This is a genomic window from Comamonas composti DSM 21721 (assembly GCF_000429845.1).
GTDB classification, from domain to species: domain Bacteria; phylum Pseudomonadota; class Gammaproteobacteria; order Burkholderiales; family Burkholderiaceae_C; genus Comamonas; species Comamonas composti.
This window is the reverse complement of record NZ_AUCQ01000007.1, coordinates 91,831-115,290: the sequence shown is the minus strand read 5'-3', so window position 1 is coordinate 115,290 and position 23,460 is coordinate 91,831. Positions and strand designations below refer to the sequence as shown.

19 protein-coding genes are annotated in these 23,460 nt (G+C 64.8%); 8 read left to right on the top strand and 11 right to left on the bottom strand.

Annotation, left to right across the window (positions count from 1 at the left end; translation table 11 throughout):
- Positions 1–168: 168 nt before the first annotated feature.
- Positions 169–1,215, bottom strand: a complete 1,047-nt coding sequence (locus G486_RS0107085; RefSeq protein WP_027014914.1) for a patatin-like phospholipase family protein — start codon at positions 1,213–1,215, stop codon at positions 169–171.
- A gap of 379 nt (positions 1,216–1,594) precedes the next feature.
- On the opposite strand from G486_RS0107085, the gene G486_RS0107080 reads away from it, so the two are divergent.
- Together G486_RS0107080 and G486_RS0107075 are read left to right on the top strand one after the other, a co-directional pair.
- Positions 1,595–2,284: a LuxR C-terminal-related transcriptional regulator gene (locus G486_RS0107080; protein WP_027014913.1), complete on the top strand. Its 690-nt coding sequence runs from the start codon at positions 1,595–1,597 to the stop codon at positions 2,282–2,284.
- A gap of 44 nt (positions 2,285–2,328) precedes the next feature.
- Positions 2,329–4,119, top strand: coding sequence for a sensor histidine kinase (locus tag G486_RS0107075; protein WP_245587261.1), 1,791 nt, complete (start codon positions 2,329–2,331; stop codon positions 4,117–4,119).
- Between the two features lie 120 nt (positions 4,120–4,239).
- Here G486_RS0107075 and G486_RS0107070 read toward each other — a convergent pair whose 3' ends face one another.
- The 6 genes from G486_RS0107070 to ybiB form a co-directional block, all read right to left on the bottom strand.
- Positions 4,240–4,686, bottom strand: coding sequence for a GatB/YqeY domain-containing protein (locus G486_RS0107070; RefSeq protein ID WP_027014911.1), 447 nt, complete (start codon positions 4,684–4,686; stop codon positions 4,240–4,242).
- A gap of 128 nt (positions 4,687–4,814) precedes the next feature.
- Positions 4,815–5,027 carry a 30S ribosomal protein S21 gene (rpsU, locus tag G486_RS0107065; RefSeq protein ID WP_003052999.1) on the bottom strand — a complete coding sequence of 71 codons (213 nt, stop codon included), beginning with the start codon at positions 5,025–5,027 and terminating at the stop codon, positions 4,815–4,817.
- Between the two features lie 183 nt (positions 5,028–5,210).
- The gene (locus G486_RS0107060; protein WP_027014910.1) at positions 5,211–6,461 is read right to left on the bottom strand and encodes a BaiN/RdsA family NAD(P)/FAD-dependent oxidoreductase; all 1,251 of its coding nucleotides are present in this window, start codon (positions 6,459–6,461) and stop codon (positions 5,211–5,213) included.
- Positions 6,462–6,606: 145 nt separating this feature from the next.
- The gene (locus tag G486_RS0107055) at positions 6,607–7,734 is read right to left on the bottom strand and encodes a sterol desaturase family protein (protein ID WP_027014909.1); all 1,128 of its coding nucleotides are present in this window, start codon (positions 7,732–7,734) and stop codon (positions 6,607–6,609) included.
- A gap of 188 nt (positions 7,735–7,922) precedes the next feature.
- On the bottom strand, positions 7,923–8,741 hold the full coding sequence (cobA, locus tag G486_RS21700) for a uroporphyrinogen-III C-methyltransferase (protein WP_051303248.1): 819 nt from the start codon (positions 8,739–8,741) through the stop codon (positions 7,923–7,925).
- Positions 8,734–9,753, bottom strand: coding sequence for a DNA-binding protein YbiB (gene ybiB / locus G486_RS21695; RefSeq protein ID WP_084455104.1), 1,020 nt, complete (start codon positions 9,751–9,753; stop codon positions 8,734–8,736). The genes cobA and ybiB overlap by 8 nt, the downstream gene beginning before the upstream one ends.
- A 332-nt stretch (positions 9,754–10,085) precedes the next feature.
- On the opposite strand from ybiB, the gene G486_RS0107035 reads away from it, so the two are divergent.
- The 3 genes from G486_RS0107035 to tsaD all read left to right on the top strand — a co-directional run bounded on the left by G486_RS0107035 (position 10,086) and on the right by tsaD (position 12,451).
- Positions 10,086–10,751, top strand: coding sequence for a DUF937 domain-containing protein (locus G486_RS0107035; RefSeq protein ID WP_027014907.1), 666 nt, complete (start codon positions 10,086–10,088; stop codon positions 10,749–10,751).
- A 133-nt stretch (positions 10,752–10,884) separates the two neighbouring features.
- The gene (locus G486_RS0107030) at positions 10,885–11,337 is read left to right on the top strand and encodes a CBS domain-containing protein (protein WP_027014906.1); all 453 of its coding nucleotides are present in this window, start codon (positions 10,885–10,887) and stop codon (positions 11,335–11,337) included.
- A 73-nt stretch (positions 11,338–11,410) separates the two neighbouring features.
- Positions 11,411–12,451, top strand: a complete 1,041-nt coding sequence (gene tsaD, locus G486_RS0107025; RefSeq protein ID WP_027014905.1) for a tRNA (adenosine(37)-N6)-threonylcarbamoyltransferase complex transferase subunit TsaD — start codon at positions 11,411–11,413, stop codon at positions 12,449–12,451.
- 117 nt (positions 12,452–12,568) lie between these two features.
- Here the strand turns inward: tsaD and G486_RS0107020 are convergent, their stop codons facing one another.
- Positions 12,569–12,946, bottom strand: a complete 378-nt coding sequence (locus tag G486_RS0107020; RefSeq protein WP_027014904.1) for an Hsp20/alpha crystallin family protein — start codon at positions 12,944–12,946, stop codon at positions 12,569–12,571.
- A 93-nt stretch (positions 12,947–13,039) separates the two neighbouring features.
- On the opposite strand from G486_RS0107020, the gene G486_RS0107015 reads away from it, so the two are divergent.
- On the top strand, positions 13,040–14,311 hold the full coding sequence (locus G486_RS0107015) for a branched-chain amino acid ABC transporter substrate-binding protein (protein WP_027014903.1): 1,272 nt from the start codon (positions 13,040–13,042) through the stop codon (positions 14,309–14,311).
- Between the two features lie 104 nt (positions 14,312–14,415).
- Here G486_RS0107015 and G486_RS0107010 read toward each other — a convergent pair whose 3' ends face one another.
- The 3 genes from G486_RS0107010 to G486_RS0107000 all read right to left on the bottom strand — a co-directional run bounded on the left by G486_RS0107010 (position 14,416) and on the right by G486_RS0107000 (position 18,708).
- On the bottom strand, positions 14,416–16,800 hold the full coding sequence (locus tag G486_RS0107010) for a DUF6351 family protein (protein ID WP_027014902.1): 2,385 nt from the start codon (positions 16,798–16,800) through the stop codon (positions 14,416–14,418).
- Positions 16,801–16,984: 184 nt separating this feature from the next.
- Positions 16,985–17,620, bottom strand: coding sequence for a response regulator (locus tag G486_RS0107005; protein WP_027014901.1), 636 nt, complete (start codon positions 17,618–17,620; stop codon positions 16,985–16,987).
- Positions 17,617–18,708, bottom strand: a complete 1,092-nt coding sequence (locus G486_RS0107000) for a PAS domain-containing sensor histidine kinase (RefSeq protein WP_034386855.1) — start codon at positions 18,706–18,708, stop codon at positions 17,617–17,619. Before G486_RS0107000 ends, G486_RS0107005 begins: the two co-directional genes overlap by 4 nt.
- A gap of 287 nt (positions 18,709–18,995) precedes the next feature.
- On the opposite strand from G486_RS0107000, the gene G486_RS21690 reads away from it, so the two are divergent.
- Both G486_RS21690 and G486_RS0106990 read left to right on the top strand, forming a co-directional pair.
- The gene (locus tag G486_RS21690) at positions 18,996–21,173 is read left to right on the top strand and encodes a DUF6351 family protein (RefSeq protein ID WP_051303245.1); all 2,178 of its coding nucleotides are present in this window, start codon (positions 18,996–18,998) and stop codon (positions 21,171–21,173) included.
- Between the two features lie 14 nt (positions 21,174–21,187).
- Positions 21,188–23,425 (top strand): DUF6351 family protein, encoded by a 2,238-nt coding sequence (locus tag G486_RS0106990; protein WP_156919936.1) that lies wholly within the window; start codon positions 21,188–21,190, stop codon positions 23,423–23,425.
- Positions 23,426–23,460 lie beyond the last annotated feature (35 nt).

Genomic DNA, 23,460 nt, shown 5'->3' with positions numbered 1-23,460 from the left:
GCACCCCGGTGCAAGCTGCGCCCCATCGCTTTGAACTCATCCCGATTGCGCTCCAACGCGGCAGCGTAGAGATCGTAAACACGTTCTTACTGGGGAAGGCCTTGCGCCGATCCGTGGATTGCACGGTCGGCTGCCATCTGCCACAGCCGCCCGGCCTGAAGGCGTGGCTCAGGGGGCGTTGCAGGCGTCATCGAACCCGGCCATGCTCGCCAGCTTTTGCAGACGGCTGCGATTGTCCAGGCAGGTCTTGCGTTTGGCTTCGGCTGCCTGCTGCTGGGCGAGTTCGGCGGCCTTGGCGCGATCGGCCTGCATCTGGGCCACGCGCTCGCGAATCCTGGGCATGACGGCCATGGCGGCTTTCTCCCCTTCGACGATGGCACTGGCGCGCTGGCTGAAGTCGGCCGGGCCAATGTCCAGCACCCTGGGGCGGATGATGATGTCGGCGCGTGCCAGCTCGGCCTGGCCCAGCTTCTGGCCCATGATGGCGATCGACTGGTTGAGCGCCCCCAGCATGTGGGACGGTGCCTTGCCCTGGGCCTTGTTGGAGATGTCCACGGCAATCACGATGTCGGCGCCCAGCTTGCGCGCTGCATCGACGGGAACGGGGCTGGTGATGCCGCCATCGACAAAGTGGTACTGGCCGATGCTGACGGGCTGGAACACGCCGGGCACGCTGCTGGAGGCGCGCACGGCCTGACCAGTGTTGCCGCGTGCGAACACCGTGCGTTGGCCGTCTTCGAGTCGCGTGGCAATGGCCACGAATGGCTTGCTCATCTGCTCCAGTGGCTTGCGCTGGACCTGCTCGTTCACATAGTCCTCGAGCTTTTGGCCGAGGATCAGACCGCCCGAAGACAGCTGCAGATCGCGAATCCTGGCTTCGTCCAGGGCCACGGCCTTTTCCTGCAGCTCGAACGAGTTCATGCCGCTGGCATACATGGAGCCCACCACGGCGCCCGCACTCGTGCCCGAGACCACGGCCGGTGTGAAGCCATTGGCCTCCAGCATCTTGATCACGCCGATATGCGCAAAGCCCTTGGCCGCGCCACCGCCCAGGGCCAGGCCGATCCTGATCGTGCCAGGGGCGGAGACGGACGCGGCGGGAGTGGCTTCAGCAATCGCCGAGGTCCCGGGCTTGGCAGGAGGGTTGCTGCCGCAGGCCACAAGACTTGCCAGACTCAGATACACCAGAGGACGCAAAAGAACGGGGGCACGCATGCTCGAAAGATTTTGGCTGTACAGGGCCGGCAGTATAGCGGGCGCTGATTCTTTGGAGCTTGGTGATGGTTTGGGGTCAAATTCGCCTGAAGCGCTTGATGGTAGAGTGCTTTCAGCTATCAATAGGATAGCGTTCTGGATTGCGATTTCTCATGGAGTGGTTTCTGGTGCCCAATCAGCGGCCGCTACAGGTCGGCATCTCGGCCCATGCGAAGGGCGGGGAAATTACATGAATCCGAGGTTTTTGCAACATCACTGAAATTGGGTAATTTGCCGGGTTCGCTGCAGATTCCCTGATTTCAGGGATGGGCGTGCGCGCCAGGGTGGCCTACGATGGCCGGCTATTCATGTGCAGACCTTTTTCCTCTACCCATTTGCTATGACCGTCTCCGCTCCCGAACTCCTGCTGCCTGCTCCCGTATTGGTGGTGGAAGACGAGCCGCTGCTGCAGCAGCGCCTGCGTGCCGTGCTGCTGGCGCTGGGCTATACGGCGGATGCGCTGTTGTTTGTCGCCTCCCTAGCCGAGGCGCGCGAATGCCTGGCACAGCAGCCCGTGGCGCTGGCGCTGGTGGACTTGCATCTGCCCGATGGTGATGGGTGCGAGCTGATCGCGCAGTTGCGTGCAGATGATCCGGGCCTGGGCATTCTGGTGGTGTCGGCCTGGAGTTCCGAGGACGCGATTCTGGGTGCGCTGCGTGCCGGGGCCACGGGCTATGTGCTCAAAGAGCGCGACGATGTGGAGGTGCAGATTTCCATCCGCAGCGTGCTGCGTGGGGGGGCGCCCATCGACCCCTTCATCGCGCGGCGTATTTTGGCGTTTCTGCCGGAGGAGCTGTCTTCGCCGCCAGCGGTTGGGACGGCCCCGGCGCTGGAGGGGGGGCTGAGCGAACGCGAGCATGAGATCTTGAGGCTGGTGGCCGATGGCCTGTCCAATCGCGAGATTGCCGAGCAGTTGTTTCTCTCGCGCTATACGGTGGAAAGCCACATCAAGCGCGTGTACCGCAAGCTGGCCGTTTCTTCGCGAACGGGAGCGGTGTACAAGGCGCGCTCGCGTGGGTGGCTGGGTTGATGCGCGGACAAGTGCATCGGTGGACGCATGGATGGTGGTGGCTGTTGCTTTTGCTTTGCTGCCACAGTGTCTGGGCCCAGGACTGCATCCAGAGCGTACAGTCCGCGCGCGAGGTGCAGGCCTCCACGCGCCCCGTTGACGGCTGGGAGTCCGTCACCCTGCCGGATGCCTGGAGCCGCCGCTGGCCCGCGCATGACGGCGTGGTCTGGTACCGCGTTGTCCTGCAAGGCACTTGCGAGGCGCTGGGCATTGATGGCATCGGCATCGCGGGCGAGGTGTTCATCAATGGCGATCTGCTGTGGAGCGATGCGTCGATGAGCGAGCCGCTGTCACGAAGCTGGAATGTGCCGCGCTGGTGGCGGCTGCCCCCATCCGCCCTGCATGCAGACGGCAACACGGTCTGGGTGCGCGTTGCGGGCCGCCCCGGGCTGTGGTCCGGTCTGGGCGCACTGCGCCTGGGCGATGCCGCCACCGTAGCTGCCAGGCACGACCGTGCCCAATGGCGCCAGCGCACGATATACCTCATCAATGCCGTGCTTGCGGGCATGGCAGCCACGCTGTTCCTGGTCGTTTGGGGTCTGCGGCGGCAGGAGCGGGCCTATGGCTGGTTTGCCCTGATGTCGCTGTGCTGGCTGGTCTATCTGAGCACCTACCTGGCCTCCACGCCCTGGCCTTTTGCCGATTCGCTGGATCGGGCCCGCTTCAGCCTGGTTGCGCTGATCGGCTATGTGCTGTGTGCGTGCATGTTCACCTTGCGTTTCGGTGAGCAGCACCTGCCTCGGGCCGAACGTGGGCTGTGGTTGCTGGCAGCCTTGGGGGCGGCGGCGGCATGGCTGGCGCCGCAGGGCAGGGAAGATGTCTGGTGGGCTGTCATCTGGCAGGGGGCGCTGCTGGTGTTCCTGCTCAACGGCCTGCAGTTTCAATGGCATGCGTGGCGACCGGGACGGCCGGTGGCGCAGCGGCTGCTGGCGCTGTGCTGGCTGGCGTTCGTGATCGTGGCGCTGTTTGCTCTGGGCTGGATGCCGGATGCATGGCAGGTGGCGCGCAACTGGGCAGCACTCAGCGGCATCGCCACGGTTGCGCTGGTGATGCTGCTGCTCGCAGGCCAGCTCGCTCAGCAAATGCGCAGCGCTGAACGCTTTCGGCGCGAGCTGGAGGCGCGCGTGGCCGAAGCACGTACCGAACTGGCTCAGCTTGCAGCGCGTGAACACGCCCAGGCACTGGACAACGCCAAACTGCAAGAGCGCATGCAGATCGCCCATGATCTGCATGACGGTCTTGGTGGCAGCCTGGTGCGTGGCATGGCGCTGGTGGAGCAGGCCCAGCAGCCCTTGCCCAACGACCGCGTGCTGTCCCTGTTGAAATTGCTGCGCGATGATTTGCGTCAGGTAATAGACCATGGGTCCAGCGCAGGCGCTACCGTGCCCGAGACACCGGTGCAGTGGATCGCACCGCTGCGCCACCGCTTCACCCGCATCTTTGACGAAACCGGCGTGCAGACGCGCTGGGACACGGCCCCGCTTTGGCAGCGGCGGCCGAGCGCACTGCAGTGCCTGGGTCTCACGCGGCTGATGGAGGAGGCCCTGTCCAACGTCATCAAGCACAGCCAGGCGCAGCGCGTAACAGTGGAATGCGCACAGCCCCGGGCCGATGTTTTCTCTGTGCGCATCGAGGATGATGGCTGCGGTTTCGATGTACAGGCCGTACGCCGTGCCGGCCTGTCGGTGGGCATGCGCAGCATGGCCGCGCGTGCCGAACGCATGGGGGCGGTGCTTGAGGTGGAGTCGGGCCCCGGTGGAACGGTGGTGACAGCCAGCTTGCTGCTGGAGGCATAGCCGCAACGCGTCTTCCATGGCGCGGTACAGGCGCGGGTGCTGCACTTGCGCTGTGCGGCGCCATACCCGCTAGCTGTGGCCTGGCCCGGAGGGCGGCCGCAGCCGGAGCGGCAAATCGCGTCAGCCTGCGAGCGCAGCCTTGACTGCCGCAGAGACCTGGCCCATGTCGGCCTTGCCGGCCAGCTGCGCCTTCACGGCGCCCATGACCTTGCCCATGTCGCCAGGGCCCTTGGCGCCGACTTCGGCGACGATGGCGCGCACGGCTTCAAGAATCTCGGCCTCGGACATGCGCTCGGGCAGATAGACCTTGAGTACATCGAGCTCGGCCTTTTCCACATCGGCCAGATCCTGACGGCCGGCGGTCTCGAACGCGGCAATGCTGTCCTTGCGTTGCTTGATGAGCTTGTCGACGATGGCGATGATGGCTGCGTCATCGAGCTCCACACGCTCATCGACTTCCTTTTGCTTCATGGCTGCCTGCAGCAGGCGTATGGTGCCCAGACGCGCACTGTCCTTGGCGCGCATGGCGGTCTTCATGTCTTCGGTGATACGGGCCTTGAGGCTCATGGCGGATCTCCTGGAAGGCTGCGCTTGCACGCAGCAGGGATGAAAAAGCGGCAAAAACAAAAAACCCGCGCCTGGCGTCCCGAGCGCGGGTTGAGCGGCCTATGAAAGCCGGCTGTTCCAGAGGCTGATCAGTACAGCTTCTTGGGCAGCTGCATGCTGCGCACGCGCTTGTAGTGGCGCTTGACGGCGGCAGCCTTCTTGCGCTTGCGCTCGGCCGTGGGCTTTTCGTAGAACTCGCGTGCGCGCAGGTCGGTCAGCAGGCCCAGTTTTTCGATGGTGCGCTTGAAGCGGCGCAGCGCAACTTCATAGGGTTCGTTTTCTTTAACGCGGATGGTGGTCATTAGTGGAAATTTCCAGATATCTGTGCTGCCAGAGGGTTCCTGGGAAGATCGGGCCCAGAAGCCATGCGCAGCGGTTTCGCCCGTCTCTATGTAACTAGTATTGGCCGACGGGGCAATTGCCAGCAAAGCGAAGCATTATAAGCGAGTGGTAGCGCTTGCGCCAGAGTGCATGTGCGGCCAGGGTCAGTCCTTGGGCAGGGACTGCGCGCAGGCCTGGGCGCTGGCCCAGGCCCATTGGAAGTTGTAGCCGCCCAGCCAACCCGTGATGTCGACGACCTCGCCTATGAAGAACAGGCCCGGCTGGGTTTTGCACTCCATGGTCTGTTGGGACAGGGCCTGGGTATCCACGCCGCCCAGCGTGACCTCTGCCTTCTTGTAGCCCTCGGTGCCCGTGGGCGTGATCTCCCAGCGCGAGAGCCGTTGCGCGAGTGCAATCAAGGCCTTGTCCGATGCCTCGGCAATGGGGCGCTGCCAGGCTGCGTCCTGCTGCACCCAGGCATCGGCCAGGCGTGCGGGCAGCCACTGCGCGAGTTCGTTGGCGATGAGCTTGCGCGAGCGGTTCTTGGCGGCGAGCAGCTCGGCCTGCAGGTCGACTGCGGGGGCGAGATTGATGGCGATCGGCGTGCCTGGCTGCCAGTAGCTCGATATCTGCAGCACGGCCGGGCCCGAGAGGCCGCGGTGGGTGAACAGCAAATCCTCCAGAAAAGCCATGCGGCTTTTCTTGCTGCCGGTACTGATCTCCACAGGCAAGGCCAGGCCTGCAAGACCTGCATAGGCCTGCCAGGCCGCGCCGTCGAAGGTGAGCGGAACCAGACCGGGCGAGCGCTCCACCAGCGGCAGGCCGAACTGCTGGGCGAGGCGGTAGCCAAGATCCGTGGCTCCTATCTTGGGAATGCTCAGGCCCCCGGTGGCGATGACCAGGCTGCGGCTGCGAATCAGACCTTTGTCACTTTGAATTTGATAGCTGCCAGCGCTTGATACATCAGCGCTGGAGGGCGTTTTGACTGAAAACTCCACGGATTCCACGCGGCAGGGCTGCCAGAGCGTGACCTGGCCGGCCGCACACTCGGTCTGCAGCATGGCAATGATGTCCTCGGCAGAGCGGTCGGCAAACAGCTGGCCCTTGTGTTTTTCGTGGTGGGCAATGCCATGCCGCTCCATGAGGGCGATGAAGTCTGCAGGCGTGAAGCGCGACAGGGCAGAGCGGCAGAACTGGGGGTTGCGCCCCAGAAAATGCTTGTGTGGTGCACGCACATCCAGGTCGCGGTTCGTGAAATTGCAGCGCCCGCCACCGGAAATGCGAATCTTCTCGGCCAGCTTGGGCGCATGGTCTATGAGCAGCACGGACAGCCCGCGCTGCCCGGCCTGGGCCGCACAGAACAGGCCGGCCGCGCCCGCGCCGATGATGACGGCGTCGAAATCAAAAGTGGACACAACAATCGAAAGAGCAAAAAAGGCGATTGTCCCTCAGCGGCGGCAGTAGCCCTCGGCGGGCTTGTCATGGCAATGCCCGGTGCTGGGACAGGGCGTCAGGGCTGCTGCTCCCTGGGAAGACGGCGTCGAAGGCGGCTCGGGAGCGTCACCCTTTCCAGGTAAAAGGGAATTTCAGCTGTTTGATGAACCCGTTGGGCACATAGTCGCCAAGCACGCCGTATTGCTCGGGCCAGAGTTTGTCGCTTTTCACGGCCGTGCCGAACAGATAGTCGAGAAATGCGAAGTGGGCTGAATAGTTCTTGTCCAGGGCCTCCTGGTCCTGGCTGTGGTGCCAGTGATGGAAGTTGGGCGTCACCAGTACATAGCGCAGCGGCCCCAGACGTATGCTGACGTTGGCGTGATTGAACACGGCCTGAAAGCCCACGATGACGATGTAGGCGTCGATCACGTCCTTGGCAAAGCCCAGCACGTAGATGGGGGCCAGCACCAGGGTGCGTGTGATCAGCAGCTCCAGAATGTGCTGGCGCGAGCCTGCGAGCCAGTCCATGCTTTTCACGCTGTGGTGTACCGCGTGCAGGCGCCACAGCGCGGGTACTTCGTGGTAGGCACGGTGCGTCCAGTATTGCACCAGGTCGGCCACGAGAATGATCAGAAACAGCGCCACCCAGAAATTCAGCCCCTGGACCCAGCCGCGTATGCCGTCGCTCGCAGCCCAGCCGAAGAACTTGTGGACCATGAGGTTGGTGGCCAGCAGCACAAAGCCCACGACCATGTGGTTGACGATGAAGTGATGAAAGTCCGTCTGCCACTCGGCGCGAAACACAGGCTGGTCCTTGCGCAGTGCAAACAGCTTTTCGATGAAGATGAAGATCAGTGAGCTGCCCAGCAGGTCGAGAATGAACCAGTCCAGACCGATGTAGGGCGTGTGATCGGGAAAGTTGGGGTCGACCTCGACCTTGTGGCCGCCGAGCATGGCCGAGACGGCCACAAGGCCGAATGCAAAGCTCGACAGCCAGCGCGAGCGGTTGAAGATGATGTTGACCAGGGACAGTGCGCCGGCAACGACCATGGACCAGAACAGTATCTGGCGCATGAGGCTTACGTCATAGCTTTTGCGCAGTTCGGGTGTGGTCAGGTATTCAGGAAAGTGAAAGGCCAGAACACCCAGCAGGCACAGCATGCCCAGGGTCAGGGCAATCACGCCAGAGATCAGGCCCCGGCCCTTGCGTAATTCGCCGTGGCTGTCGGTGAAGACCTTGAGTTTTTCTAGCATGTGGATTGCTTGCGTCGTTTTCTGGTGGGCGCGAGTTTATATGAGGCTTGTGCTTCAAGCGTTGTGGAGATTTGTCAGATCCTGTTCGAGCTCTTGCGCTTTCGCCCCCTGAGCTGGCCGGCCTGGGCGCTGGCAAGGCCAGAGACAGCAAGCCAGGGGTGCTGTCTGGGCTTCGCTGTCGCCCCCTTTCAGGAGGTGGCCACCAAGCGGCCCAGGGGATAGTCAGTCTCCCAGGCAGCAATGCCTTGCACCACATCACCCACGACGATGACGCTGGGGCTGGACAGGCCGGTTTCGGCCAGGCACAGGGGCAGGGCGCCCAGTGTGGTCAAGGCGTGGCGCTGCTGGGGCAGGCTGGCGTTTTCTATGACGGCCACCGGCGTAGCCGATGGCAGGCCGTGCAGCAACTCGTGGGAGATGTGCTGGCTGCTGCTCACACCCATGTAGATCACCAGGGTCAGGCGTGCATCGCGTGCCGTGGCTGCCAGCTGGCGCCAGTCGGTGCCCGCATCGCCGGGCTTGGCATGGCCGGTGATGAAGACCACGCCATGGGCGCGGTCCCTGTGGGTGAGCGGTGCTCCGAGGCTGGTCAGGCCGGCCAGACCAGCCGTGATGCCGTTCACAACCTCGACTTCTACACCGGCTGCGCGCAGATGCTCGACCTCCTCGCCGCCGCGTCCGAAGATGAAGGGGTCGCCGCCCTTGAGGCGCACCACGTTTTCTCCCTCATGAACGGCTTGCAGCATGAGCTTTTCGATGAACGCCTGGGGTGTGCTCTTGCAACCACCGCGCTTGCCCACATGGACGATGCGCGCACTGGAACTTGCATGGGCGAGCACGGCGTCGTTGACGAGGTCGTCCACGAGCAGCAGGCTTGCGGCCTCGATGGCCTTGACGGCCTTGAGCGTGAGCAGCTCGGGATCGCCGGGGCCGGCGCCGACCAGCGTGCAGCGGCCCTGGCGGACGGGGTGGGGTGTGCCTGCTTGAGGTGCGCTGGTTTCAGACATGGGATTTTTCCGGGTTCTGTGGAAGGTCCTGCATCGAAATTTGCAGCAAGTTTTGAGCCAGGGCCTGGAGTGCCTTGGCTGGACGCTGATCCATGGCCTGGTGCAGCACCGAGATGAAGCTCACCTGGCGGGTGATCGAATCGGGCACGGGAATGCGCCCGGCCAGCATGGCCTGTATGTATTCGGCCGTGCTGGCTGCGTCCAGGCCTGCGGGCAGGGGCGGTGTCGTCTGGCCGTGGCTTGGCGTGGACTCCTGGGCAAAGCCGCACTCGCCGTTCAGCCAGACCTGCATGGCCGGCTGGCGACGCAGATCGGCAACGGCTTCGCCTTCGGTGCCACGCAGCAAGAGGCCCGAGCTTTGGCGCAGCGCCAGTGTGGCGGCCATGGACTGTGCATATTCGGGATGGGTGTAGCTGCTCACGACGAGGCTGGCCGGGGTGTCCCGCTGCCCGCCTGCCAGAGGGTCCAGCAGCTTGACCAGGCTGTGCGCGGGATTGCGCAGCCCTATCTGGCGGCGGACCTGCAGCAGCTTTTCCAGACCCGGGGCAAAGGCCTGGGTCGGTATCCAGCAGGCCTGGCCCGGGACCAGGGGCCCTGGCTGCGTGAGCACAGGCCACTGCAGCTCGCGCCATATCGCCTGGGTGTCGATGCGCAAGTCCTCGCTCGCACTGCCATGCACCAGAACGGGTAGGCCCTGGCGTGCGAGCAGGGCGGCCAGCAGCGCAGTGAGGTTGGGCAGCTTGCGCGCACCGTTATAGCTGGGAAGTATCACGGCGGGCAGCCGGCCCCCGGGCCAGGCGGGCAGGGATTGCTCGGTGGCATCCAGAAAGCCGGCCATCTCTTCGGCGGTTTCGCCCTTGATGCGCATGGCCACGCAAAAGGCGCCGACTTCGAGCTCGCTCACACGGCCATCGAGCAACTGTCTCCAGAGATCGGCTGCGTGCTCGCGGCTGAGCGGGCGTGCACCCTTGGTGCCACGGCCAATGTCTTTTAAATAATGTGAAATGCCCATGGTTCAGGGTCTGAGGCTCAGGGTGGGAAGCGTATTCTTTCACGTGTTTGATAACTATTTGTTATATGAAGATGCGGGCCGCATCCTCACTTTCGGAAATGGGGCTTCCCACACACAAGGGCGCTGGCAGGTCAAGATCACCGTCTTGGCAAGAGGAGGCGGGCTGCAGGTGAAAGCCTGCGCCAGCCCGGCTTGATCACCCGGTGCGTCTTGAGGTCGCAACAGAGATCGGCAGGACGTCACCGGCAAGCTCTAAGATCGCTGGTTCGGTAACTGTTTTTACATATACAAGCCACGTTGCTTGGCAGCAGCTTTTTCTGAGGAGAAATTTCATGGTCGATTCTTCATCCCTGACCGACGAGCTCATGGGCCAGTTGCAGGGCGCTCCCATGCAAGGCCTGGCACAGCAACTCGGCGTTGACAGCGTGCAGACCGAGCAGGCTGTGGGCCTGGCCTTGCCCATGCTGTTTGGTGCCTTGGGGCAGAACGCATCCCAGCCGCAGGGCGCTGCCGATCTGCTCGGGGCCTTGAAAGGCGGTGGCGGCGGCATGGATCTGGGCGGCTTGCTCGGCGGCCTGCTGGGCAATGGCGGTGCTGCCTCGGCGGGCGGCCTGGGGTCGATTCTGGGTTCGGTGCTGGGCGGTGGGGCTGCAGGCCAGGGCAGCGATGCAGGCGCCATCCTGGGTCAGGTGTTCGGTGCCGGGCGCCAAAAGGCAGAGTCCCAACTGGGCCAGGCCACGGGGCTGGGCGGCAATGCCGGTCAGTTGCTGACCTTGCTCGCACCCATCGTGATGTCCTTTCTGGCCCAGCGCGTGCAGGCCGGTGGCATGAGTGCCAGCGACCTCGGGCAGACCCTGGGCAAAGAGAGTAGTCAGATCCAGGCCAAGGGCGGTGCCGCCGGCGGCTTGCTGGGCAGCCTGCTCGATCAGAACGGTGACGGCAAGCTGGACATGGGAGATTTGATCAAGCTGGGGACGGGTTTGCTGGGCAAGCGCTAGACCGTGTCTTGGGCCCGGCTTTGGCGGGCGCAACAGGGTTGATCCCGGTGGGGTTGAGATTGCAATCGCCTCCCATGCCCGCGACACTGGATGGCAGGCGCGCATCGAGCGCTGACATCCAAGGAGAGCGAGCATGAGTACAGTGGCAGACATCCTCAAGGCCAAGGGCAGCAATTCCATCTACAGCGTAGCTGCTTCGGACACCATGCTGCTGGCCTTGCAGCGCATGGCTGAAAAGGGCGTGGGCGCGCTGCTGGTGCTGGATGATGCGCATATCGCAGGCATCATCACCGAGCGTGACTATGCGCGAAAGATTGCCTTGCAGGGCCGTAGTTCGGCCGCGACCACGGTGGGCGAGGTCATGACGCGCAAGGTGCACTGCGTCTCGCCCGAGCAAAGCAGCGAGGAGTGCATGTCGCTCATGACTTCGCTGCGCATACGCCATCTGCCTGTGCTCAATGCCCATCGCCAACTGCTGGGCATGATCTCCATCGGTGACATCGTCAAGGAGATCATCTCGGCCCAGCAGTTCACCATCCAGCAGCTGGAGCACTACATCAGCGGGGCCCCGCCCGTGCATGTGTAGAGGTTAAGGTGGAGGCGGGGCCATTGCGGCATGCGGGCCGCAGGCCCCGTGCGCAGACCCTACACTTGCGCCCATGAGTCTGCTAATTTTGGGCATAGAGTCCTCCTGCGATGAAACCGGCGTGGCCCTGGTGCGCACGCCCGAGGGCGCGGGCCTGCCCCAGCTGCTGTCCCATGCCTTGCACAGCCAGATCGAGATGCACCGTGCCTATGGCGGTGTGGTGCCCGAGCTTGCGAGCCGTGACCACATCCGCCGCGTGCTGCCCCTGACCCAGCGCGTGCTCGATGATGCGGGCTGTGCGCTCGACGAGGTTGATGTGGTTGCGTTCACGCGCGGCCCGGGCCTGGCGGGCGCCCTGCTCGTGGGCGCGGGCGCGGCCTGCGCCATGGCGGCAGCGCTGGACAAGCCCGTGCTGGGCATACACCACCTCGAAGGCCATTTGCTGTCGCCGTTTCTGAGTGCCGATCCACCCGAGTTCCCGTTCGTGGCCTTGCTGGTCTCGGGCGGCCACACCCAGCTCATGCGTGTGGACGGCGTGGGCCGCTATGCCATTTTGGGCGAGACCATAGACGATGCGGCTGGCGAGGCCTTCGACAAATCGGCCAAGCTGCTGGGCCTGCCTTATCCGGGCGGGCCAGAGCTGGCGCGCCTGGCGCAAGGCGGGGATGAGCAGGCCTTCAAGTTGCCCCGGCCGCTGCTGCATTCCGGGGACCTGGATTTTTCCTTTGCCGGGCTCAAGACGGCAGTGCTCACCCAGGCGAAAAAACTCGGTGATGAGCTCGATGCGCGCAAGGCCGATCTTGCGGCCAGCACCCAGGCGGCCATCGTCGAGGTGCTGGTCAAGAAGACCCTGGCTGCCTTGAAGCAGACGGGCATGAAGCGCGTGGTCGTGGCCGGCGGCGTGGGGGCCAACAAGATGCTGCGTGAGCAGCTGGATGCGGCCTGTGCCAGGCGCCAGATCCGCGTGCATTACCCCGAGCTGCATCTGTGCACCGACAACGGCGCCATGATTGCCATGGCTGCGGCCATGCGCCTGCAGGCCGGGCGCGAGGCCGCGCAAAAGAGCTATGCCTTCGACGTCAAGCCGCGCTGGCCCCTGGATTCACTGGCCTGAAAAAGCATAGCTGCCAGCGCTTGTCCTATGGTGATTCCAGATAGGTTTTGACCTGAAATCTCCTGGGGGCAAGCGCTGGCAGCTATTGTTTTGAAGGGCTAGCGGCGAGGTCCGGGCTTACTCAACGACCAGGGTCGTGGCCTTGCTCTCGGGGGCCTTGCGTGCCAGCGTCAGGGTCAGCACGCCGTGTTCGAGCTTGGCGCGGCTCTGGGCGGCATCGATTTCGTGGTCGAGCTCCCAGGCGCGCTGCACCTGGCGCGCAGCATCTTCGACGCTGCTCACGCGCACCACGCTGCCTTCTATGCTGATCTGCAATTGCTCGCGGGCCAGGCCCGGAAGGTCGGTTTGCAAGGTGGTGGCCTTTTCGTCGCGCTGCACCTGGACATTCGCGGGTGCTGCAGTGTGGCCCAGGGTGTCTTGCAGAAAGCGCTGCAGGGAAAGGTCGGCGGCGCGAGGGGTGAAAGCGTTGCGGCGAAGAACGGGCGTGAAAATCATGGTGAGTCAGCTCCTATAAACTGCGCGGCTTTGGCTGTTGCCGCATGCTTTACAGATAGGCGGCGCAAGCTGCTTTTCAAGAGGAATTTTGTGATGAATAAATTGCGCCGCCGCATCTTGAAAAGTGGCGTCACGACGCTATGTGCAGGCGCCTTGCCCGCATGGGCGCTGAATCGCAGCCCCATCAAGCTGGGCCTGATCGAGAGCCTGTCGGGCCCGTTTGCGAACACCGGCGAGCCCGTGTATCGCAACCTGCTGTGGGCCACGGAGCGCGTGAACGCGCGCGGCGGCGTGCGTCTGGCAGCGGGTGCCTCGCATCCGCTGGTGCTGGAACGCTATGACAGCAAGGGCCAGAACGAGGAGGCCTTGTCGGCCCTGCGCGCGGCCATAGACAACGGCGTGCGCGTGGTGCTGCAGGGCAACTCCTCGGCCGTGGCAGCGGCACTCATCGACGCCATCCAAAAGCACAACGAGCGCGATCCCGCGCGCCGCGTGCTCTACCTCAATTACTCGGCCGTGGACCCCGCGCTGACCAACGAGAAGTGCAGCTTCTGGCATTTCCGCTTCGATGCCCATGCCGACATGCGCATGACGGCCCTGATGCAGGTGCTCAGGGAAGATGCGGACATAGGCAGCGCCTACCTGATAGGTCAGGACTACAGTTTTGGCCAGGCCGTGCTGCGCGAGGCCAGAAACCAGCTGGGCCGGCTCAGGCCCGATGTGCTGGTCGTGGGCTATGAGCTGCATCCCGTGGGGCGCATCAAGGACTTTGCCCCGTATGCGGCCAAGATCAAGCGCAGCGGCGCCCAGGCCGTGGTCACGGGCAACTGGGGCAACGATCTGATGCTGCTGGTCAAGGCCGCACGCGAGGCCGGGTTCGAAGGGCGCTTCTACACCTTCTATGGCAACGCCCTGGGCGCGCCCGCAGCCATGGGCGAAGCCGGCGTGGGCAAGGTGCTGGCCGTGGCCGACTGGCTGCCCAATGTGGCCACGCCCGAAAGCGCGCAGTTCTACAAGGCCTTCAGGCAGCGCTTTCCCAGGCCCGAGGATGACTATGTGCATATGCGCATGCAGCTCATGATCGAGGCCCTGGCCCAGTCCATGGAGAAAGCTGGCAGCACCGACACCCTGGCCGTGGCGCGTGCCCTGGAGACGGCGCGCGTCGAGCTCGCGGGCCGCGCCGGCCATATGCGCGCCGAGGACCACCAGTTTCAGCAGCCCCTGGTCGTGGGCATGATGCAGCGCAAGGGCAGTGCGGGCGTGGCCTTCGATGTCGAAGGCTCGGGTTATGGCTTTCAGGTCATCAAGGAGATCGGCGCAGAGCAGGCTCAGCTGCCGACCATGTGCCGTATGCACAGGCCTTGAAGCGCTCTTGGCTGGGCGCATGAAAAACGCCGCCCCCGGTTTCGGAGGCGGCGCCCAGTCAACCCGAAAAGACTTCAGCCCGCAAAGACTTCAGTCAGTTCGCGTCACGGCTTGCCCTGGTCAGGCTTGCTGTAGTCGCACACACCCTCCGGGAAGATGCTCTTGAGCGCCTGGACCTGGGTGGCATTGGGCGTCCAGCTGCCATAGGTGCCGTCGCTTACAGCCTGGTCCACGCTCTTGAGCGCGCATTTGAAGATGCCGCCTTCGATGGGTGCACCGGCAACGATGCGGGAAGTGCCGTACATCGGGAACTGCGTGGTGCAGGCGCCCTTGGGCTTGCTGTCCAGTATCCCGTCCCAGACCGAGGCCCCCGAGGCTATGGGCTTGCCCGCCGTGTCAAAGCAGCTGTCCACGGCGCGTGCGGGGCGGTTTTCGGCCACGCTGCGACCGGGGTTGGCGCGGATCTGGCCCATCCATTCGTCCACGACCTCCAGGGCCATGGGCACCTGGTCGAAGTCGTTGCCCTTGGTGGCCGGGGTCTGGGTGAACCAGATCGCCTGGTGGTCCGAGCTGCCCATGGCCGCACGGATGCGCTTGCGCACCGCAAACGACTGGTGGGCGTTGTGCATGTCCAGGCGGTGTTCCAGGTAGGGGTGCCAGTCAATGGTCGGTATGTCGGTCTTGCCATGGAAGACCAGACCGGACTGGTACATGGCCTTGATGGCATCCACATCTCCTCTGGAGCGAGGGGCTGGTTTCTCGGGGTCGGCCGGGTTCCAGCGGTTCATGTTGCGCATGCCCCAGGGGTCGAAGTAGCCGGCAACGGTGGCGGCCTTTTGCTGCTCGGCGCTGCCCGTGCCGTTATAGGGGAAGCCTTCGCTCACCATCTCGCCGGGCTGCTTCCAGCCGCCTATCTTCAGGTTCAGGTCCAGGAACTCGACGGGGCTGATCTTGCCGTCCTTCATGGCTTGCAGGCCGTATTGCACGCCCACGTTGTCCCAGGTCGAGCGTGGATAGCCGTCGGCGCCCAGGCCATAGACGTTGAGCACATCGTCGAAGTGGCTGAAGCCGGAGAAGCTGAAGCGGCTGATGTCCATGCGCCCGCCGGCGCTGGCCTTGGCGAGGATGCCGTCGGCATCGAACTTGGGATTCATGGCGCCGGCCGTGAGCCCCATCCAGGCGTTGCGGCATTCGGTCGAGCCCGGAGCCATCTTCACATCGGGCAGGTAGGGCTGAAGGCCCAGGAAGGGGTTGACCACGCTGTCCTCGGCATTCATGCCCACGAGCCAGGTGCGGTTCTTTGTGGTCTGCCACTTGCCGCTGGCTGCGTCGGTCACGTCCATGTAGTACTCGAGCAGCTCGCAGTCGCCCACATGGGGGATCTGGCCGACCATGTCGGGATAGGGCTGCACGGCCACGGCGGCATCCAGCAGGCCGGGGTGATTCTGCGGGTAGACGTACTGCTGTATGGCGCCACCGGAAGCTCCGAGGCCCACGGTATAGCTGGGCACGCCATAGCGCTTGATGAAGCCCTCCTTGGTCATCATCGCGGTCTCGCCGCCCAGCACCAGGTTGTAGTGCTCGCCCGTGCGGTTGCCTGTGGAGTAGGCCACCGCATAGCCCTTTGCCAGCGCATCGACCAGGCCGGCGCGCTTGTCGGGACCGCCCTGGTAATGGCCAAAGCCCACGCCGCCCTGGAAGTGATAGACCAGGCGGCCGTTCCAGAGGCTGGTGTCGGGCTTGGCCGGGTTCTCGCCCATGGGGGCCAGCATCACGTACTGGTAGATGAAGCGGTTGATGGTGCCGCGCTCCCAGCGCACGATGAAGTCCACGGTGCGGCCGTCAGTCAGCGTGGTCGTGCCCATGTCGGCCGGGCGCGAGCCGTCGCTGGGCATGGGCTTGTAGTCGCCATGGCTCTTCTTGCCCGCGGGCAGGTAGTAATACTCCACGTAGGAGTCGATGGAGCAGTTCTTGCTGTAGCCCACCACATTGCCGTCGCTCTTGACCGCAAAGTATTTGCTGTCCTGGGTATCGACCAGAGGCTCCTTGCCAAGATCGCTGACCACCGAGCACAGAAAGGGCTCCTGCTGCGGGCCCGAGAACATCGGGCCGGTGATGGGGTGGTTGGTGAGCTTGAGCTCGGCCAGCTTACCGTGGCTTGCATGGCGCACTTCGAGCTGGTTGTCGCCGAGCTTGAGGCCCTTGACCAGGGCCTGCATGCGCGTGGCGGTGGCGCTCGCGCGCTCGGGCGTGGTCTGGCTGCCGTTGAGCCAGAAGGACAGCTGGGCCTGGTCTTTTTCTGGCGCATCCACGGCCACCAGCACATCGCCGCCGGACACGTACTGGGGCTGGCTGGAGAGTGCGCTGAGCTTGACCTGCGGAGGCTCGGTGGGGGTCGTGGGGGTGGTCGACGGGGAGTCGCTGCCGCCGCAGGCGGCGACCAGGGCGGCGCAGGCCGCGCTCACGGCCAGAAGGTGGAAGGGCTTCACGTTGTTTGTCTCCTCTGTGGCGGATCGGGCGGCTCGGCCGCTGCGTCTGCCGTTGTGTGGGCTGTGCCGCGTGCGTGTCGGCGGCCAACCCATGGTAGGCACAGGCTGGAAGGCTGAACAGTCGGAAGAGCGGGCCTGGGCTGTCAGATTTCGATGACGCGGCCGCACCGCTGTGGTGGGCGCTCTAGTCGAGCAGCCGGTTGTGCATGGCGTATTGCACGAGCTGGGCGTTGGAGCTCAGCCCCAGCTTTTCCAGAATGCGCCTGCGGTAGGTGCTCACGGTCTTGACGTTGATGCGCAGATGCTCGGCAATGCTGGTCAGCGCATCGCCGGCGACGATCATGCGCAGTATCTGCGACTCGCGCGCCGACAGCTTTTCATGCGGCCTGGGATGCGAGGCCAGGCCGTTCATGGAGTCCAGCAGGGCCGCGGATATCGATGGCGTCACGAACTTCTTGCCCTGGCGCACCTGACGTATGGCGGTGATCAGGTCGCGCGCCTCCATGTCCTTGGCCACATAGCCCATGGCGCCGCAGCGCAGTGCGCGCAACGCGTACTGGGGCTCGGAATACATGCTCAGCATGATCACCTGAACCTCGGGGTGGCGCGCATGTATCAGGGTCAGCAGATCCAGGCCGCTGCGCTCGGGCAGGTTGATGTCCAGCAGCAGCACCTCGATGGAGCCGCAGGCCAGCAGCTCCAGGCCGTGGCGCCAGTCCCCGGTGTCCTGCACGCAGCCCATGTCGGAGGCTTCCTGCAGCACCTTGCGCAGGCCCGAGCGGAACATGGCGTGGTCATCGATGATGAGAATGTGGATCATGCGTGCATGGCCAGCGGATTGCTGACGATGGGCGCGGTCAGCACCACGCGCGTGCCCTGGCCCGGGGCCGAGTCTATGCGCAGCTCGCCGCCGAGCTCGTGCGCACGTTCGCGCATGGAGATCAGGCCCAGGGAAAAGCGCAGGGGATTGGGCTCGAAGCAATCGGCTGCGGCCATGCCACAGCCGTTGTCCTCGATCTCGAGCACGAAGTCGTCTGCCTCATGGCGCAGGCGCACAACCACGGCCGTGGCTTTGGCGTGGCGTGCGACATTCGTCAAGGCCTCCTGAAAGATGCGAAATACGCCGATAGAGCGCCAGCGCGGCAGGTCGAGCTCGAAGTCCAGCGGCTCCAGGCTGGCCCGCAGACCGGCGCGCTCGCGAAAGCGCGCCAGATGGCTGGCCATGGCTGCAGCCAGGCCCAGGTGGTCCAGCGCCTGGGGGCGCATGGACTCGGAGATCTCGCGCACATTGCCTATGGCCTCGACGAGCAGGGCGTTGAGGTCGGCTGCAATCCCGCGTATGGCGCTGGAGCGCGAGCGCCGTGCGATGCGACCCACATCCAGCTTCATCGAGGTCAGCAGCCCGCCCAGCACATCGTGGACTTCGCGCGCGTACTCGGCGCGCTGCTGCTCGCGCATGGTGTTGAGATAGGAGGCGAGCTGCCGGTACTCCTGGCGCGACTGGCGCAGCTCTTCATCGCGCAGCAACTGCTCGGTCACATTCACGCCGACGCCAACCACTGCAGGGCGGCCGCGAAACTCCATGGCCTGGCCGTGGACCTCGATATAGACCACATGGCCGTCGCGGTGCAGGCCACGGGTGATGAAGCGCATGCTCTTGACCTCGCCCGAGATGCGGCGGTTGTAGCGGTCCATGACCTCGGCTTCATAGTCCGGCGGCACGCATTCGCGCAGCGGCCGGCCCACGACCTCGTCACCGTTGTAGCCGGCCATGCCTGCAAAGGTGTCGTTGCTGTACTGAAAGTTGGCGTCCTGCAGGATGTAGATGCCGGCCACGGACTGCCTGGCGATACTGCTGAGCGCAATCGCCGGGCTTTCGGGAAAAAGGGGGGCAGGAGGTTGCCTCATTGGCCTGCGTGCTGGCATGGCGGGGGCCATGTCTCCATTTGTAATAGTAGTCAGGGCGATTATGTGCGCCAACCGTACCTGCACGGACCCCAGTGATTTCCCGGTTGCGCCCGCTTTGCGCCTGCTTTGTGCCCGTTTTTCTGACAGCGCTTTCCCGGTGATCTGACTTGTGGGTAACCTGTCTTGACTCTTAGCATGGACTGGCGGGCCGCGCAGGCAGACGCTTCTTGCCACGCGGCGCGGCAGACATAAGAAATACGGTCCCATCACCGTGCGGGAGACAAGACATGAGACTCTTTTCCTTGGCAGCCGGCCCCTGGGCCGCGCTGGGCCTGGCTGCGGCCCTGATGGCTGGCTGCGGCGGCAGCGACGGCCCCGCGTCGGTGGACAGCGGGGGCGGCAACGGTGAGGGCGGCTCTTCCGGACCCGGGCCGACAGCGCCCCAGGTCTCGCTGGCCGGCCTCAAGTTCTGGGCGGGCGAGCAGGGGCCTTCGGGGCCCACGCAGTTCAGCGGTCCGCAGCAGCAGCCTTTTCTGTGCCGCACGCTGGAGTCCAACCTGGGGGCACCCGAAGTGGACAACCAGGACGGCGTGGGCCAGCCCGTGTACGAGATCCCAGGCGACCGCAGTTCGCGCCTGCTGGGCTACAGCGCGCGCTGCAGCGTCAAGACCCAGGTGCGCTACTTCTACTACACGGGCAGCGACTTTGCGGTCTTCGACCCCGCAACCCAGTTCGCGAACCCTCCGGCCAATCTGCAGCGGCTCTCGCTGAACGGGGCCGAGCTGCCCTTTGTGGTGCGCGTGGAGGCCGGCACCATCAACCGCTTTGCCTACAGCGTGGCCATGTTGGCGCCATATGCGGAAAGCGCCGACAGCCCCGAGGCCCTGGACAAGAGTGCCTGGAATCAGAAGATGGTCTACTGGATGCGCGGCGGCGTCGGCGTGGGCCGCCAGCAGGGCAAGGCCATGTGGTTTGGCGGCCTGTGGAGCGAGGAGCGCCCCATCATGCCCAAGCTGCTGGCCCAGGGCTATGCGGTGGTCTCCTCCTCGGGCAACGAAACCGGTGTGCACTACAACCTGCGCCTGGCCGAGGAGACGGCCGTCATGGTCAAGGAGCACTTCGTCCAGACCTATGGTGCGCCCAAGTACACGGTGGCCATGGGCATCTCGGGCGGGGCCGTGCAGCAATACGTGTTCGGGCAAAACAGACCCAAGGGCCTGTTCGATGCGGGCGTGCCCATACAGTCCTACCCGGACATGGTGACCCAGGCGATCTATGTCTCGGACTGTTCGCTTCTGGAGAAGTATTTCTACGACGAGGTGGCGCTCAATGCGGGCTCATTGTGGGGAACCTGGAGCAATCGCACGCTCGTAGAAGGCCTGGCCACCAGCGATCTGCTGCCCGGCGGCAAGAAGAACAAGTTCCTGCCCTCGCTGAGCGCATCCTCGGAATGCATAGAAGGCTGGGGCACGGCAGGGCCGGGCGTGATCAATCCCGTGTTCTACGACCCTGCGTTCAACTCCGTGGCCGCAGCCACGGGCTGGAGCGCGAACTGGGCCGCCAATGTGAAGTGGACGCACTGGAACGACCTGGAGAACATCTACGGCAGAAACGACAAGGGCTTTGCCCCGATTCCCATCGACAACGTGGGCGTGCAGTACGGCCTCAAGGCATTCAAGAGCGGCAGCATGGATGTGGATGAATTCCTGCGCATCAATGCCTGCGTGGGCAGCTGGAAGGAGCAGGAGCAGTTCGTCAACTGGGCCATGGCCAGCGATCCGTTCGACAGCGCCAACATGCACCGCAGCAGCGATTGCCGCACGGCCGCAGGCACGCCTGCCAGGCGGCGCAGCGGCGACCTCGGCGCCATGCAGGCGGCCTATGCCTCGGGACAGGTGTTCAGCGGGCGCACGCTGGATATTCCCCTGATCGATCTGCGGCCCTGGAAGGAGGATGTGCTGGACATGCACAACTCGCGCCAGTCCTTCTCGGCGCGTGCACGCCTGCAGGCCGCAGGCGGCAAGCAGGACAACCAGGTCATCTGGATCACGGGCGAGACCAGCGCCGCCGGCGTGGCCACGCGTGCCATGGATGCGCTGGCCGTGCTCGACAGCTATCTGAGCACGGGCAGCAAGCCCCAGCGTTTCATGGATCAGTGCTTCAACGCCCAGGGCCAGACGATTGCGGCCGGCAGCACGGTGTGGAGCGGCGTCATGGACGACCAGGCCCCCGGCGCCTGCACCAGCAGCTACAGGATCTACAGCAGCCCGCGCATGGAGGCCGGAGACTCCTTGCGCGGCGACATGTTCAAGTGCGCGCTCAAGCCCCTGGCCACGGCCCTGGCCGATGGCACCTACGGCAGCCAGACCTTTGGCAGTGCGCAAAAGGACTGGCTGGCACGCATTTTCCCCGACGGGGTCTGCGATTACAGCCAGCCCGATACAGGCCGTCCGGCCAAGCTTTGATGGGAGGATTTGTCATGCCTAAGCGTTTTTTCCAGACTCCGTGGGCGGCCCTGGGCCTGCTGGCGGCTGCCGTGCTCGCCGGCTGCGGCGGCTCGGACGGGTCGGGCCAGCCCGCACCGCCCAAGCCGGCCGCGCTGACGCTGCAGGTCCTGTCCAGCCGGGCCGACATGGTCAGTGGCGGCTCGGCCGTGGTCCGGGTGGGCTTGCCCGAAGGCATCCAGGCTTCCGAAGTGCGTGTTTTCGCAGGACAGGCCGAGGTCACGTCGGCTCTTGCCGCAGATGCCCAGGGCCGGCATCTGCAAGGCCTGGTCGAGGGCCTGGCCCTGGGAGAGAGCCGCCTGCTGGCGCGCGTGGGTGAGGCCGACAAGCCCAAGGCCCTGGGCGAGCTGGCCCTGGTCAGCCATGCGGCCGATGCGCCGGTCTTCTCCGGCCCCCGGCTCACGCCTTTCGAGTGCCGTACCGTGAATGCCGAGCTGGGTGCGCCTCTGGATGCAAACTGCTCCGTGGCCACGAGGCATGACTGGTTTTACCTGACCACGGCGGCCCAGCCCCAGTTCCTGCCCCTGGCCGACCCCCTGGGGCCTAGGCCGGCCGATCTGGCGAGCACGACCACGCTGGAGGGCCGGAACGTGCCCTTCATCGTGCGAGTGGAATCGGGCACCATCAACCGCTCCATCTATCGCATCGCCGTGCTCGACGATCCGCAAAAGGCCGGTCAGTGGAATGGCGCCTGGAACGGGCGCGTGGTGTTTCGTTTTGGCGAATCCACGGCCGCCCAGTACAACCAGGGCTCGAACACCTTCAAGGACGTGTTCAAGACCAGCGACCTGACCGACCCGCAGAACGTGGTCGCCCTGGGCAGCGGCTTTGCCTATGTGATGTCCTCGCTGAACATCAACAAGGTCAACGTCAACGACGTGCTTGCGGCCGAGACCGCCATGCGCCTGCGCGAGCACATTGCCAAGACCTATGGCGTGCCGCGCTGGATGCTGGGCATGGGCGGCTCGGGCGGGGCCATTCAGCAGATGCTGATCGCCCAGAACTACCCGGGCATCCTCGACGGCCTCATGCCCGATGCAGCCTTTCCCGATGTGTTCGGCACGGCGCTTGCGGTGTCCGACTGCCGCCTGCTCAACCGCTTCTTCAGGGACCCCGCGAATGCCGCGCTCAACCAGAGCGGCATCCGCCAGGCTTTCGAAGGGCATCTCAACACACCCCTGGGCAATACCTGTGCGAACTGGGATGCGGGCAATGGCGATGCGGTGCTGGCCACGCATGGCTCCATCAATCCGGCCTGCGGCCTGATGGATCAGAGCAAGGTCTATCACCCCGTGACCAACCCCCGGGGCGCGCGCTGCACGGTGTATGACATCAACGTCAACACCCTGGGTCAGGATCCGCTGACGGGCGCCGCGCGCCGGCCCTTGGACAATGTGGGCGTGCAGTACGGGCTGCAGGCCTTGCGCCGGGGCCAGATCAGCATGGGCCAGTTCCTCGACGTGAACGCGGGCGTGGGCGGCTTCGACGCCGACGGCAATCTCACGGCCCGGCGCACCGTGGCCGATGCCGAGGCGCTGCGGCTGAGCTACGAGATGGGGCGCATGGGCTCGGGCGCTGGCGGACTGGCCACGGTGCCCATCATGCACATGCGCGCCTATGCCGAGCCTGCAGGCGACATCCACACCATCTACAACGACATCAAGATCCGCGAGCAGCTGATGCGCTCCAACGGCCGTGCCGACAACCAGGTGATCTGGGTTCTGCCCCACCCGGACCTGGGCGCGCCCGCCGTCAAGACCACCCTGGTGCTGGCCTTGCGCAATGCCTTCACCCAGCGGCTGGGCCTGATGACGCAGTGGCTGGACGGCATTGCCGGCGATGCCGCGCCGCTGAGCACGGACAAGATCGTGCGCTTCAAGCCTGCGCAGGCCGTGGATTCCTGCTGGCTGGCCAGCGATGGCTCGCGCGTGCAGGAGAGCGCAAGCTATGACGGCGCTGGCATCTGCAATGCCGCCTACCCCAAGACAGCGGCGCCACGCATGGTGGCTGGCGCGCCCGTGACCGACGATGTGATCAAGTGCCGGCTCAAGCCGGTTGACGAGGCCGACTATCTGCCGGTCGTGCCCACGGCGCAGGAAAGGCTGCGCCTGAGCAGCATCTTCCCGGATGGCGTCTGCGACTACACCCAGCCCGGCATCGGCCAGACCCGACTCAAGGGAACCTGGCTGAAGTATCCGGCGCCACAGGGCTAGGCGCACAGGGATGGGGAGACGGGGCCTGCCTGCAG